This window comes from Priestia sp. J2 (genome assembly GCF_020790095.1).
Classification (GTDB): Bacteria; Bacillota; Bacilli; order Bacillales; family Bacillaceae_H; genus Priestia; species Priestia zanthoxyli.
This window is the reverse complement of sequence record NZ_CP086208.1, coordinates 806,284-820,212: the sequence shown is the minus strand read 5'-3', so window position 1 is coordinate 820,212 and position 13,929 is coordinate 806,284. Positions and strand designations below refer to the sequence as shown.

The following is a 13,929-nucleotide window of genomic DNA, read 5'->3' as shown; positions in this document are numbered from 1 at the left end:
GTGCATATTCCCCAATTTTTCCGCCATTAATCCTTTTTCAGGGACATTTTATGAATTAATGACCGCACGAAATATTCTTTGGATAGCGAAAACTGTATACCTTAATTTGTTCTAGGAGAGAAAAAGATATACTTTCTAACGCAAAAAAACAGCTTTTCCAAATAAAAGCTGTTCTGTATGATTTAATTTATTTTTAACATATAGCGATTAATAGGTCTCCCCACTCTGCCGTATTCAACTGATAATTTCAGCTCGTTTTCCTGTTCTAAAAACTCTAAATACCTTCTTGCCGTAACACGCGCAATTCCTACGCCGTCCGCCACTTCTTCAGCAGAAATCGGATGCTTCTGTTCGGAAAGATATTGTTGTATCCTCCTTAACGTAACCGCATTTAGCCCTTTTGGAAGCAAATCGGGTTTTTCTTCGAATTGCTGAAACAGCATAGAATCTAATTCAGACTGAGTAATATGTTCTTTTTTACTTATTTTAACTTGAAAAGAACGATACTGCTCAAGCGCTTGCTTCATTCGCTCAAACTTGAACGGCTTCATAATATAATCCACCGCGCCGTACTGAAGAACTTTTCGTACGGTTTCAATATCACTTGCAGCCGTAACTGCTATCACGTCTGTTTTATAGCCATTTGCTCGAATTTGCTGTAAGGTGGTTAAGCCATCTTGACTAGGCATATACATATCAATGATTGTTAAGTCAGGCTGATGCTGTTTAATGAGCTGTATACCCTCTAAACCATTCGAAGCTGCCGCGATAACGATGAACCCTTCAACTTGTTCAATAAATTGGCGGTTCACTTCTTGTACCATAGGATCGTCTTCTATGAGAAGCACTGTCCATTCTTTTTTATTCATTTCCCACTCCCCCTATAAAAAGAATGTAATGATAAAAGTGGTTCCAACATCTAATTCTGACTCTACTTCGATCTGACCGTTTCCTTTTTCAACAATTTGTTTTACTAAATGCAAACCAATTCCTCTATTTTCCTTTGCTTTAGTTGAAAAACCTTCATCAAAGATTCTCTCTGCTTGATCCTCATTCATGCCACATCCGTTATCTTCAACTAATATAGAAAGAATGCCGTCACTTTGTTCCATACTTATATAGATCTTCCGTTCACGACGCTCCATATGCTGATACGAATCAAAAGCATTCTCAATTAAGTTACCAATAATAATTACAAAATCATGATGATCTAAGTAAGGAGGAAATGAGTGAAGCTCGCTGTGGCGATCGATAGCTAACTCAATTCCAAGTTCTTTGGCACGGCTGACTTTGCTTAACAGCAATCCCGATATACTTTCATCTTTAATATGTTTATGAAGAAACTGGGTGAGCTCTTCTTGCTGTTCAGACACTTGAAAAACGTACTGAAGAGCCTTGTCTTTATTTCCAAGTTGGATAAGCCCTGCAATGGTATGAAGTTTATTCATGTATTCATGGTTTTGAACTCTAAGAGCGCTTACAAATGATTTAACCCCTGTTAACTCTTCAGCTAATTTTTTAACTTCTGTTCTGTCTTGAAAAATAGCGACCGCACCGACTGTGTGATTATTAACCTTAATCGGCACACGATTGCTTAAAATATTTAAATTGCGAACTTGAAGCTCTCGATTATAAACAGGCTGATTAAGCTGCAGAATTTCTGGCAGTCTTGTATCTGGAATCACATCATAGATCTTTTTCCCAATTACCTCATCAGGTACATCCATCATAATTTTCGCTTTATGATTAAAAATAGTGATGTTCTCCTCTTTATCAATGGCAATGACTCCTTCATGCATGGCATTAAAAGTCTCCGTTCGTTCTACAAACAAACGAGCAATTTCATGAGGCTCAAGCTCAAACATCTCTTTTTTAATACGAGATGCAAGCGCCCACGCTCCCCATCCTCCAAAAAAAAGAGCGAGACCTGAGATGAGAAAAATTTCTTTTTTCAAACTTAAAATAACCTCTGTAAATTTCGGAAGAAGGTACCCTGAGACAACGACTCCTACTTGTTCATGCTGATCGTTTACAACGGGAACAAAAGAACGAATGACCATCCCGCCTTCTCCTTTTGCTTTATCAGTATAAGTATGTTCTGCAAACGCCTGGCCCTCGTCCTCTCCTTTAGAAATTTTCCCAATCATGCTTTGCAAAGGATGAGACAAACGTTCGTGATTCATATTCATCACCACTACATAATAAGCACCGTGAATAATGCGAATCGGCTCTACAATTTGATTAATGTTCTTGCTATCTTTTTCAATTTTTTCTCGAATTTCAGGCATTTCAGCAACTGTTCTCGAAGTGATCAAAGCCCTTTGCTCTAAATCATTTTCTTTTGACTGCACAAAATTATTAATCACGACAATACTTGCTAAAAACAACGAAAAGACCACGATAAAAAAGATTAACCCCGTCATTTTCGTTTGCATCGATAAGCGCATCATAGCGGAACACCTACTGCTGATTGAAGTTTATTTTAATTTTACCACGTTGAGAAATTGCGTGTTAGAATATTTGTAGAGAAAAATTATTGAATCGCGGGGTTGGACATTTTGAAGATGTTTATAGGGGCAAGTATCATTGTTAGCGTTTTCTTGATGATCTATGTTTTTTTGCAGTATACGGTTATAAATCAGGATAATGTGTATCATGACGATGAGCAAAAAGGATTAAATAAGCAAATTGTGATTAATTTTAGCCACGTTGTAGCTGAGAACACTCCAAAAGGCTTAGCCGCTCAAAAATTCGCTGAAATCGTTAATCAAAAATCGGATGGTAAAGTTAAAATTGAAGTATATTCAAACGGTGTGTTGTATTCAGACGACGAAGAACTTGCCGCTCTGCGCCGAAACGATGTACAAATGATTGCGCCTTCTATTTCAAAGCTAACCGACCTTTCCCCTACGTGGCAACTTTTTGATCTCCCCTTCATTTTCGATGATTACAGCGAGGCAAAACAAGTGTTTACCGGGAAAATCGGACAGGATTTGTTGAGTACGCTGCAAGAGAAAAACATTAAAGGGCTTGCTTTATGGAGCAACGGCTTTAAACAAATGACCAGCAATACAAAACCTTTGCTCCATCCAGCAGATTTTCAAGGTCAAACATTTCGCATTATGCCAAGTGAAGTAATCAAAAAACAATTCGAACTTCTTGGCGCTAAGCCTCAGGCTGTCTCGTTTAATAAAGTATATCAATCCCTTGAACGACAGGAATTTGATGGACAGGAAAATACGATTTCTAATATTTATTCAAAACGTTTGTACGAGCTGCAAAAATATATGACCATCAGCAACCATGGATACTTGGGCTATGCTGTTTTAATGGATCAAAAATATTGGGACAGCCTCCCTGAAGATGTAAAACAACTATTAAGTGATGCCATGGTAGAAACAACGAACTGGATTTGGACTCAATCAAAAATGATGAACGATGAACAGCTGCAGCAAATAAAAAATAAATCTGGCATGCGCGTTTATTACTTAAATGATACACAGAAAGCCGAATGGAAAAAGCAGTTTAACTCTCTTTATCAATCGTTTGAAGCCAATGCAACAAAACAAACGCTTGATATCATTCAGCAAATAAAAAATATCGAAAGCAAAAAGTGATGACTATATGTTCATCACTTTTTTTGACCAAAATGACCAAAAAGAACATTATCACCAGAAATATAAATAGTTAAAATTATCAGTTAATATAAGGATAAGAATAATGTAAGCGTTAACAAAAACATTCTCGAAAGGAGCATTACATATGAAATTAAGTTTTAAAAACCTAACCGTTCAAGTTGTCATTGGTATCCTTCTTGGTATTGCAATTGGCTTTATGTTTCCTGAATTTGGAGCTAAATTAAAAGTATTGGCTGATATCTTCATTAAATTAATTAAGATGGTGATTGCCCCAATTATTTTCTTAACAGTGGTCATCGGTATCGGAAGCATGGGAGATTTAAAGAAAGTGGGACGAATTGGAGGTAAAGCTCTTTTATACTTTGAGATTGTCACTACTTTTGCCTTAGCAATTGGAATTATCGTTGTAAACTTTATCAAGCCTGGGGCTGGCTTTAATATCAATGGCGCAAGCGGAGCTGATGTTACTCAATATACGCAGCAAGCAGCTGAAGCGGAGCATGGCTTTATGGAGTTTATCATGGGAATTATTCCAGACAGCGTATTTGGCGCAATGGCAAATGGTGAATTATTGCCAATCTTATTCTTTGCCGTACTATTTGGAATGGCTACAGCTACACTCGGCGAAAAAGCGGCTCCTGTCATTACATTCTTTGAACGCTGTACAGATATTTTCTTTGGCATTGTTAATATGATTATGAAACTTTCACCTATTGCGGCGTTCGGAGCGATGGCTTATACGATCGGTAACTTTGGAATAGGCTCTCTTCAAAAACTCGGTTTCTTAATGGGATCTGTTTACATTACTATGTTCTTATTTATTGTATTTGTACTTGGAACCATCGCTAAGATTTATGGATTTAATATTTTTAAATTCATTGCTTTTATTAAAGAAGAAATTCTACTTGTATTAGGTACGTCTTCTTCGGAATCTGCACTGCCAAAAATGATGGACAAAATGGAGAAGTACGGATGTTCAAAATCTGTAGTAGGACTTGTCATTCCAACTGGTTACTCATTTAACCTAGATGGAACAGCAATCTACTTATCCATGGCTGCTATCTTTATCGCTCAAGCGTATGGAGTCGACTTGTCGTTAATGCAAGAGATTACGCTACTTGGTATTTTAATGCTAACGTCTAAAGGAGCGGCCGGAGTTACTGGCTCTGGATTTATTACACTAGCAGCTACGCTTGCTGCATTCCCAATGATTCCAGTTGAAGGAATCGCGCTGTTAATCGGGGTAGACCGCTTCATGTCGGAAGCTCGTGCCATTACAAACTTAATTGGAAATGGTGTAGCAACTGTAGTTGTATCGAAAATGGAAAATGAATTTCATCCTCCTGTAGAGACGATACAAGACGTTAATTCCGCACCTCCATTAGCTAAATAATAAAAAAGAAGTTGAGACATAGCCAAATGAATCCAATCTAAAGACGAATAAATGGGATACATGAGCTGAACCGCTTATGACACCGCAGTTGATTTCCGTACAAGACTTCGCTTTCCGCGGGCGGCCGATGAGCTTCCTCGTCGCGTACGCTCCTGCGGGGTCTCATCTGTTCCGCTTTTCCCGCAGGAGTCTTCGCCTTGTCCTCCAATCAACTGCTAGAAGGATCTAAACAAATGAAGCCTACGTTCACCACAACAAAAAAACGAACCACCAATCAAAATTGATTAGTGGTTCGTTTTTCATTTCATCTTAAATACTTTTGTCCCAGCCTCTTTTTTAGGATTAATGAGTTTCTTTTTTAGAACGTCCGCTAAGTTTCCCAACAACAACAACTAAAATAGCTAACAAAATAGGAACAATTGTATGCAAATGCGGATTTAACCCTTCTAATACATGTCCTACCGCTTTGTCTTTAAAGATCATTTCACCAGCAGTATAGCCAAGAAGCGCTGCTCCGGCAATGATGATAATCGGGAATTTTTCCATGATTTTCATTAAAAGCTGACTTCCCCAAATGATTAACGGAATGCTGATAACAAGACCAAGGATAATGAGTAGAATACTGCCGTTGGCCGCACCCGCAACCGCTACTACGTTATCTAAACTCATAACAAGATCCGCTATAATAATTGTTTTAATAGCACCTGCTAGAGTTGAATTCGCTTTAATATCTCCGTCATCTTCCCCTTTTAAAAGACTAATCGCAATCCATAGAAGCAGCAGGCCTCCGATGAAATTTAAAAATGGGATTGTTAATAAATATACAGCGACAAACGTTAGCCCTACACGTAATACAACCGCTCCTAATGTACCGAAAACAACCGCTTTGTTTCGATGCTCGTCCGGAAGATTCCGACAAGCTAAAGCAATCACGACTGCGTTATCGCCACTTAGTACAATGTTAATGAGTAAAATTTCTAAAAGATTTAAAATAAAACTCTGATCCATACAAAAACTCCTTGATTGATTTTTATTAGTCTATTTCTCTATCTCTTATTTCATTACTAGAAATAGAGAACTAAAACTCTATCAATATAACCCGTTCTTACCCTTTAATGAAAAGAAGTAGTTATTTCACTAACAGTATTTTATCACTAAAAAGAAATTTGAAATAGGTATTTGTAAAGGAAAAGTCAGTTCATTACAATAAATCAAACCTTATTCTTTATCTTTCATCTGTTTTTCACCATCATTCTCTACTATTAGTAGCAGGAGAGCATTTATAAAAAATAGAGTAATTTTTATAAATAATACAAGCCTCCAATGCTTCTTCATTATTTTGTAGTTTTTCGTCAACTGCGATATAAGAAGGGAGAAAACAGGTATGATTTTAAAAGCATTAAAAACGAATAAATTACTAACTATTAACTATCAAAACAACGGTTTTGTTCAAACGGTCAAAGGTTATATTCAAAACTTAAACTTGCTCGAACAAACTCTTCTATTAAAAGATGAAAATCAGCATGTGCGATCACTGCGACTATCAAGTATTAAAAACATTTATTGATTGAAAAAAGATCCGAACGATAAATCGTTCGGATCTTTTTTCAATTAAATAAAATATTTTTGTCTTAGTCTCTTTTTATTTAACTCACTGTATAGCGTGCGATTACTTCTTTAATTGATTCATATACAATTTCAACCATTGTTTTTAATTCTTCGTCCGTCATTGAAAGAATAGGCATCATCGTAATTACAGGACCTAGCTCTCTGATAATTAAACCTTTTTGGCGAGCCGCTAAAATAATATCTCCCATCACTTTTTTATCTTCAAAAATAGACTTTGTTTGGCGGTCTTTGACAACCTCGATTCCTGCCATTAATCCTCTTTGTCTAATGTCTCCCACGTTAGGCAGTTCATAAAGCTTTAATAGATAACGTTTAAAAACTTTCGACCTTTCTTTTACACTACGGATTAACTCTCTTTCTTCTATCAGTTCAATATTTCTAAGCGCTACTGTACAGGCCAATTGATTTCCCGTATACGTATGTCCATGAAAGAACGTTTTATTTTCATCTGGATGAGCTAAAAAAGCATTAAATATCTGTTCGCTTGTTAACGTAGCAGCAAGCGGCATATATCCTCCTGTGATCCCTTTTCCTACACACATAATGTCTGGTACTACGTCTTCTTGTTCACATGCAAACATCGTTCCTGTTCGCCCGAATCCGACAGCTACTTCATCACAAATGAGCAATACCCCGTACGCTTTGCACAGACGCTCTACTTGTTTTAAAAAACCGGGAGGATGAGTAATAATACCCGCTGCTCCTTGCACAAGCGGTTCAATAATCAAGCCGGCTACTTCTTCTCCGTTGTTCTGCAAGAGCTTCTCCAGCTGGTGAATACAGTAAGCTGAAGCTTGCTCTTCGGTTTCGAACCCGTCCATACGGTAGATGTAAGGAGAAGGTGTGGGAATGCGTTCAAACAGTAAAGGCTTAAAGATGCGATGAAATAAATCCATGCCTCCTACACTGACTGCCCCGATTGTATCTCCGTGATATGCCTCATTCAATGAGATAAATTTACTTTTGTTTTTGTACTTTGCAGAGTCGAGATTTTGCCAATATTGATAGGCAATTTTCAACGCAATTTCAACAGCGGCAGAGCCTGTATCAGAATAGAATACTTTCGATAAGCTGCCAGGAGTAATTTCCGCTAGCTTTTTAGCTAACAAAATGGATGGAACGTTTGCCGATCCAAGCAGTGTAGAATGCGCTAATTTCTCCACTTGTATATGTAAAGCTGTATTTAATTCCGGATCATTATGTCCATGCACGTTCACCCATAGAGAAGCGTATCCATCTAAATATTTGTTTCCCGCTACGTCATACAAATAGCTTCCCTCTCCTCTTTCAATGATAAGGGGATTCGATTCACGGTAAGCTTTCATTTGTGTAAAGGGATGCCATACATATTCTTTATCCCATTTTTCCAGCTCAGCTTTTTGATACGACACAGTCAAACACCTCCTCAATATGTTGAATCACACTTTTTTGCCTCACCAATTTCTCAATATATGCTTCTAACTCTTCATCGATATGAGTAAATACAGGTACAGTCATTAAAGAAGAGACTTGAAGCAGCTTTTCAATCGTTCGAACATTGTCTTTATGAATGATACTGCTGTGATTAAAACGATTAAAAATGAGTCCGTTGATTTTAAGATGATGCTCACTTGCATATGAAAAGGTAGAAAGCGCATCGTGAATAGCTCCTAATTCCGTTGTTCCAACAGCAATAACCGGCATTTGTGCATCTAGGATCAAATCTTTTGTCATATAAAACGTTGTTTCCTCTTCAATTAAAGGTACGGCAAGTCCTCCCGCTCCTTCCACGAGTACTACGTCAAATGCCTTTTTTAATTCATTAATGCGCTTTAAGACGATTGAAGGCTCTACTTGCCTATTGCTCAGTTTAATAGCCAAGTGAGGAGACGTCTCTGGCTTTAACTGATAAATACCTGTATTTGCTACTCCGAGCCTTGTTTCAAACCAGTGAATATCTGGATAACCTCCGATTTCATCTTGGTAGCCGGTTTGAAACGGTTTGCAAATTGTCGTTTTTATTCCTAGACGGCTAAGTACTTTATACAAAATGCTTGTCACCAGCGTTTTACCAATATCTGTTCCAGTTCCCGTAATAAAATACGCTTTGCCCACTTTCTTTCCTCCTCTTTTTTCTATGTCTTCATTACCCCGCTTTAGCCCGCTTTGATGATAAACGGCTAAATTGAGGCTTCATTCGGTGAATCAGCACTGAACATAAAATGCACAATAAAAGATCTCCAGGCATTGGCAAAACAGCTCCAAAAAGAAGTGTATCACTCAGTGAAAGTGGCTTTTCAATTATCCATTTCATTGCTCCGTAAAGCCAAACGCACCCGAATACGTACACAATAACCAATGTAGATAAGTTGGCTAAAAAGATAGAAAAAGGTTTCTTTAAGTCATATTTTTGAATAAGGTAGCCGTTCATAAATGACCCTGCAGCATAGCCAATTAAATAGCCAAACGTTGGTTTGAAGATATACCCTAAACCTCCTCCTTCTGCAAAAACCGGAACACCGATTAACCCGATACCTATGTAGCATAGCTGACTATACAAACCTAAACGCGGTCCTAACAGCGCCCCGGCTAAATAGACAGGAACAATTTGAAGAGTAAACGGTATGTAGGGAATAGGAATTTTTATAAATGCACCAATCGCCGTTAAAGCAGCAAATAAAGAAACATACGCCATTGTTCTCGTTTTCATGTTCACCCTCCTTTCTCTGTTCGCTGCTTTAAGTTTGCAATAATCTCTTTTTATTTGTCAACTTAATTTTAATTTAAGTTTACAAATAAGATATAAAAAAAGACGCAAAAACCTGGGCTTTTGCGTCTTTTTGATTTTTATAAAATTACCTTTTTGTCGTCTTTAAGCTGCACTTCTTGACGGCTGATAGATAAATCAACTTTCTTTTTTACACGTGCATGATAATAAGCATAAAACAGCAGCGCTAGTGGAATACCGACATACAGTGCCATTCGCTGCTCTGCATCAAATGCCATGCTTCCAAGTACAATCGTATTTAATACTAATGCGATTAAAGGTAATACCGGGTAAAGAGGGACTTTGAATTTTAAATCCTCGATTTGCCCTCCTTGATTTATATATCTTTTTCTAAATGCAAGCAGTGATGCAGCGATTGTAATCCAGCCAATTTGTGCACCTAAACCCGCTGCAGAAATAAGCCATACAAATACTGTTTCTTGAGCAAAGAATCCTGAAAGCAAAGATAAAAGTGCAATGCCTAATGTTAAAAGCAAGGCGTTCATCGGCACACCGCGTTTATTTACTTTCATGAAAGCTGAACTTGCCATGTTATCTTTTGACAATGAATACAGCATACGCGTTGCTGCATAAAGACCTGAGTTAGCTACAGATAACAGTGCCGTTAGGATAACAAAGTTCATAATGTCCGCTGCGTATGGGATACCAATTTGGTCAAATACAACAACAAATGGACTTTCAACTACGCCTGCTTTTTCAAGCGGAATCATCCCCGCTAAGACAGCTACAGCTAGTACAAAAAATACAAGCGTTCTCCATACCGTTTGTTTAATGGCTCTTGGTACAGTCTTGTCTGGGTTTTCACTTTCCCCAGCAGCTACACCGATAAGCTCCGTACCTTGAAATGAGAAGTTAACTGTAATCATCGTAATCAGCACGGCACTAATTCCGTGAGGGAACACGCCGTGAGCCGTATAGTTAGAGAAAAGCGGCGCGCTGTCTCCATTGCTTAATGGAAGAAAACCAAACATAGCAGCTCCACCAAGTACGATAAATAAAATAATAGCTAACACTTTAATGCTGGCGAACCAAAACTCCGCTTCACCAAATGCTTTAGCTGACAGTGCATTTAATGAAAATAATAAAAGCGCAAATATAGCACACCAGATCCATACAGGAGAATCAGGAAACCATCTTTGCATAAGCTGACCTGCTGACAAAAATTCTAATGCAACCGTTACAGCCCAGCCCAACCAATATAACCATCCAAAAGCAAAACCAACGCCAGGGCCAATAAATTTTGTTGTATATGTCTGAAACGAACCAGAAACTGGCATTGCTACTGCAAGTTCCCCTAAGCAAAGCATTGTTAAGTACATAATGAAGCCACCTACGATAAACGAAAGGATAGCTCCAATCGCCCCTGCTTGGCTAATCGTGTATCCTGTTCCTAAAAAGAAACCTGTACCGATAACCCCGCCGAGCGAAATCATAAACAAATGTCTGCTTTTCATCGTCTTTTTTAATTCATTTGTTTGCTGTTGTCCTTCTATCATATTAACGACATTTCCTTTCAACCTATTTATTACGAGATATTACCTAGAAAAAATTAATAAACCTTTGTTTTCTATGCATATTTACTTACATATTTATGCGGTGTTCTCAATTTAAATGAAACAACCTTTTGTAATCTTAACATAATGCTCACTAGATTTAAAATGTTTTTCTGCAAAAGTAAAATGAATTTTTCTTGAATAGTGTGATTTCCTTTTACTGTTGATATTCATAAGCGTTTTTCTTCAAATGAATAGATGATACAACAAGAAAAAAGCTGTGCTTTCGAAGACGAAAGCACAGCTTTTTCACTTTTTACCAAACAAACAATCCAACAATCATAGCACTTAATAAAGAAACAGCGATACCGCTCACAAGCAGTTTCCATACGTTTTTTCCAATAATCGTTGATTTACCTTCTGATAACGTAGAATTATACGTACCATAAATCATACCCACCGTACTGAAGTTAGCAAAAGATGTTAAGAATGTTGTAGCAACTGCAATCGTATGCGGTGGAAGTGTATCTAGATTTTTCTTCAAATCCATCATCGCCACGAATTCATTTGTTGCTAGCTTGATACCCATCAGCTGAGCTACGTACATGGCATCATGTCCCGTTAGCCCTAGTAAGAATGCAAATGGACTAAAGATGTAAGAGAAAATCTTTTGTACAGTCAAGCCGTCTACAATAACGCCTAAAATACCGTTAAGCGCAGATGTAAGAGCTACATATCCAATAACCATCGCTAAAATAACAATTACCATGTTCATTCCGACTAACATACTGTTTGAAATGGTAGAGAAAAAGTCTTTTTTCTCTGACTTTGGCGGTACGTAAATCATATCTTCTTCTTTTGTAACATGAACTGGATTCAATAAGCTCACTAAAATAAGCGCGTTTAAACAGTTCAGTGGAATTGCTGTAAACACGTACGTAGCGGGAACCATCGTTAAATAAGCACCGATAATAGATCCGCTAATACTGCTCATACTCATAATTCCAAACGTAAGCAAACGGTTGTCCTTTAACACAGAAAGCTGATTACGAATAACTGCTAATGCTTCCGTATTTCCTAAGAACATCATTTGGATAGCGAAAAAGCTTTCTAATTTAGGCAAGCGAGAAACTTTCGAAATGACCCAGCCTACTTTATCAATAATCCACGTTAAAATACCAAAGTAAGATAAAATATCAAAGAACGTCACGACAAAGATGATAGGCAGTAATGCACTGAAGAAAAAGTCAACCGTTTGATTTCCCATTACGGATGGAAACGCAAAGGCAATTCCATCGTTGGCACAGGAAATCAGCCAAGTAAAGAACGAAGCAATCTTATTAATGATCCATGTTCCGATTGAAGTTCCTAACATAAACCAAGTAATGAGGACTTCAACGACTAATAGTGAAGCAATCGGACGCCACTTTATTTCTTTCTTTTTAGGAGAACATAAGAAGACGACGCCCATTACTACAAAAACGCCTAATAAATTTAATAAAAAGTACATGCAAGCCACTCCCAGGTGTGTATTTGAAAAACAAAAAAAGCTCTTACTTTTCATAAATTCTGACAATAACAGAAAGTATGAAAAGTAAGAGCTTTGAAAGAAGGCTGTATCTATGATAATACGCCCTTCTTTTTGCTGCTTATATCCAAACTTTCTTGTAGTCTAGTTTTTTACGGTTACTAGGTAGAGACTATCAGACCATATTACTGATAATATACAAGATCGTAATCTTAGCTGTATTCAATTGATATGAACAAATTCTACCCTTTATTTTTTTAATAATCAACACTTTAAAAGTTTTTCGGAATAATAAAATTGGTATGAAAATTCTATTTATTTATTACTTCTTTTGAACTACTCATCGGAAAATCACACAAAAAAAGTGAATTTAATCATTCTTTTAACTCAATTATTTTCCTGTTTTTGAAATAAAGAAATTAATTCTTTGATGAGTATGTTTAAATCTCTACTTCGCTTTTCATTTAACTCCTCACAAAAAACATTTCATTTTTACGACTTGAGACGTAGAAAAAAATAATCCTGCTGTTCGTTGAAATTAACCGGTTTTCATTTTACACTTTATGGTAGAAGAAAACAAATTTAATTATAGATAGAAAGCGGGTTATAACGTGAAAAAAATATTGGCTTTTATTTTAGTGATAGGTGGTACGGCAGTCCTCTTTTCTACTGCGTTTGCGCCTTCCTCCTGGTCGTTAAGTTCATTCAAGACGTCCAAGTCTGAAGCGGCATTATCAAGTGATATTCAGCGTATTCAAATCGACTCTCCAAGCATTAGTACAACTGTTGTTCCGCAAGATCGTCAAGATATTAAAACAAAAGTAGAAGGTAAAGGAAAAGTAGATGTAAAGCAAAATGGAGACACCCTAGTTGTCGCGTATCAAAAAAGTCCCTTTCAATGGCTTTCTATTTTTTCAAATACAAAAGTAACAATCTACATTCCTAAAGATTATCACCATAACCTTGCGCTTAACGTAGGTTCGGGGGACCTTCAAATTGCTACACATCCTGAACAAGCGCTTCAGCTGAAAGATGTTTCGATTAAAGTAGGTTCTGGAAATGCAAGCATTTCAAACTTGATGAGCACCTCTCTTCGTACGGATGTTAATTCTGGAGATTTACAGCTGAGTAATGTTGAAAGCCAAACGGCTAAATTTGCTGTAGGCTCTGGGGAAATTAAAGGAACAAACTATCAAGGAAAACTTCAGGCGCGCATTGGATCTGGTGATCTCTATATGGATTTTAAAAAGCTAGAAGAAGCCGTGTCTGTAGATGTAGGATCTGGAGATGCCGTGCTGGTTCTTCCGAAAAGCGCTGGTTTTAAAGTGAATGGAAAAGTAAGCAGCGGTGATATAAACAATGACTTTAAGTTAAGCAATGCAACCGTAACAGAAGATGTATTAAAAGGAAAGCATGGAAATGGAAAATATCCTATTGATGCAGCTGTTTCAAGCGGAGAGTTAACGTTAAAATCAAAATAA

The 13,929-nt window shown here is 37.3% G+C and carries 13 protein-coding genes and 1 riboswitch; of the genes, 4 read left to right on the top strand and 9 right to left on the bottom strand.

All coding sequences use genetic code 11. The features are described from left to right. Positions 1–182: 182 nt before the first annotated feature. A complete protein-coding gene (locus LJY09_RS04265; RefSeq protein WP_028412110.1) occupies positions 183–869 on the bottom strand; it encodes a response regulator in 687 nt (228 codons plus the stop codon). Positions 870–881: 12 nt separating this feature from the next. Continuing rightward, complete coding sequence (locus tag LJY09_RS04260) at positions 882–2,450, bottom strand: ATP-binding protein (protein ID WP_028412109.1); 1,569 nt, start codon at positions 2,448–2,450, stop codon at positions 882–884. Positions 2,451–2,558: 108 nt separating this feature from the next. On the opposite strand from LJY09_RS04260, the gene LJY09_RS04255 reads away from it, so the two are divergent. Continuing rightward, positions 2,559–3,617, top strand: a complete 1,059-nt coding sequence (locus LJY09_RS04255) for a DctP family TRAP transporter solute-binding subunit (RefSeq protein WP_033578117.1) — start codon at positions 2,559–2,561, stop codon at positions 3,615–3,617. Between the two features lie 145 nt (positions 3,618–3,762). Then, positions 3,763–5,031 carry a dicarboxylate/amino acid:cation symporter gene (locus LJY09_RS04250; protein WP_013055541.1) on the top strand — a complete coding sequence of 423 codons (1,269 nt, stop codon included), beginning with the start codon at positions 3,763–3,765 and terminating at the stop codon, positions 5,029–5,031. A 74-nt stretch (positions 5,032–5,105) separates the two neighbouring features. Here the strand turns inward: LJY09_RS04250 and LJY09_RS04245 are convergent, their stop codons facing one another. Together LJY09_RS04245 and LJY09_RS04240 are read right to left on the bottom strand one after the other, a co-directional pair. Then, a complete protein-coding gene (locus LJY09_RS04245) occupies positions 5,106–5,243 on the bottom strand; it encodes a hypothetical protein (protein ID WP_165573229.1) in 138 nt (45 codons plus the stop codon). A gap of 130 nt (positions 5,244–5,373) precedes the next feature. Next, positions 5,374–6,039, bottom strand: a complete 666-nt coding sequence (locus LJY09_RS04240) for a TerC family protein (RefSeq protein ID WP_028412106.1) — start codon at positions 6,037–6,039, stop codon at positions 5,374–5,376. Between the two features lie 376 nt (positions 6,040–6,415). Here LJY09_RS04240 and LJY09_RS04235 point away from each other — a divergent pair, with 376 nt between their 5' ends. After that, on the top strand, positions 6,416–6,598 hold the full coding sequence (locus LJY09_RS04235) for a YolD-like family protein (protein ID WP_013081858.1): 183 nt from the start codon (positions 6,416–6,418) through the stop codon (positions 6,596–6,598). A gap of 79 nt (positions 6,599–6,677) precedes the next feature. Here LJY09_RS04235 and bioA read toward each other — a convergent pair whose 3' ends face one another. From bioA to LJY09_RS04210, 5 genes are all read right to left on the bottom strand, one after another. Then, positions 6,678–8,051 carry an adenosylmethionine--8-amino-7-oxononanoate transaminase gene (bioA, locus tag LJY09_RS04230; protein WP_028412105.1) on the bottom strand — a complete coding sequence of 458 codons (1,374 nt, stop codon included), beginning with the start codon at positions 8,049–8,051 and terminating at the stop codon, positions 6,678–6,680. After that, on the bottom strand, positions 8,032–8,754 hold the full coding sequence (gene bioD, locus LJY09_RS04225; protein ID WP_047751605.1) for a dethiobiotin synthase: 723 nt from the start codon (positions 8,752–8,754) through the stop codon (positions 8,032–8,034). Before bioD ends, bioA begins: the two co-directional genes overlap by 20 nt. Positions 8,755–8,785: 31 nt before the next feature. Then, positions 8,786–9,349 (bottom strand): biotin transporter BioY, encoded by a 564-nt coding sequence (locus tag LJY09_RS04220; protein WP_033578115.1) that lies wholly within the window; start codon positions 9,347–9,349, stop codon positions 8,786–8,788. A 137-nt stretch (positions 9,350–9,486) separates the two neighbouring features. Beyond that, positions 9,487–10,923 (bottom strand): amino acid permease, encoded by a 1,437-nt coding sequence (locus LJY09_RS04215; protein ID WP_013055535.1) that lies wholly within the window; start codon positions 10,921–10,923, stop codon positions 9,487–9,489. 313 nt (positions 10,924–11,236) lie between these two features. Beyond that, complete coding sequence (locus LJY09_RS04210; protein ID WP_028412102.1) at positions 11,237–12,430, bottom strand: NupC/NupG family nucleoside CNT transporter; 1,194 nt, start codon at positions 12,428–12,430, stop codon at positions 11,237–11,239. A gap of 138 nt (positions 12,431–12,568) precedes the next feature. Further along, positions 12,569–12,670: riboswitch (purine riboswitch) on the bottom strand. Between the two features lie 389 nt (positions 12,671–13,059). Between LJY09_RS04210 and LJY09_RS04205 the strand changes: the two genes are divergently transcribed. Beyond that, positions 13,060–13,929 carry a LiaG family protein gene (locus LJY09_RS04205; protein ID WP_098113698.1) on the top strand — a complete coding sequence of 290 codons (870 nt, stop codon included), beginning with the start codon at positions 13,060–13,062 and terminating at the stop codon, positions 13,927–13,929.

What these genes read in the sequence shown, in the direction of transcription:
- LJY09_RS04250 (WP_013055541.1), top strand. Translation starts at nt 3,763, where the DNA reads ATGAAATTAAGTTTTAAAAACCTAACCGTTCAAGTTGTCATTGGTATC.
- LJY09_RS04215 (WP_013055535.1), bottom strand. Translation starts at nt 10,923, where the DNA reads ATGATAGAAGGACAACAGCAAACAAATGAATTAAAAAAGACGATGAAA.
- LJY09_RS04210 (WP_028412102.1), bottom strand. Translation starts at nt 12,430, where the DNA reads ATGTACTTTTTATTAAATTTATTAGGCGTTTTTGTAGTAATGGGCGTC.
- LJY09_RS04265 (WP_028412110.1), bottom strand. Translation starts at nt 869, where the DNA reads ATGAATAAAAAAGAATGGACAGTGCTTCTCATAGAAGACGATCCTATG.
- LJY09_RS04235 (WP_013081858.1), top strand. Translation starts at nt 6,416, where the DNA reads ATGATTTTAAAAGCATTAAAAACGAATAAATTACTAACTATTAACTAT.
- LJY09_RS04240 (WP_028412106.1), bottom strand. Translation starts at nt 6,039, where the DNA reads ATGGATCAGAGTTTTATTTTAAATCTTTTAGAAATTTTACTCATTAAC.
- LJY09_RS04220 (WP_033578115.1), bottom strand. Translation starts at nt 9,349, where the DNA reads ATGAAAACGAGAACAATGGCGTATGTTTCTTTATTTGCTGCTTTAACG.
- LJY09_RS04260 (WP_028412109.1), bottom strand. Translation starts at nt 2,450, where the DNA reads ATGATGCGCTTATCGATGCAAACGAAAATGACGGGGTTAATCTTTTTT.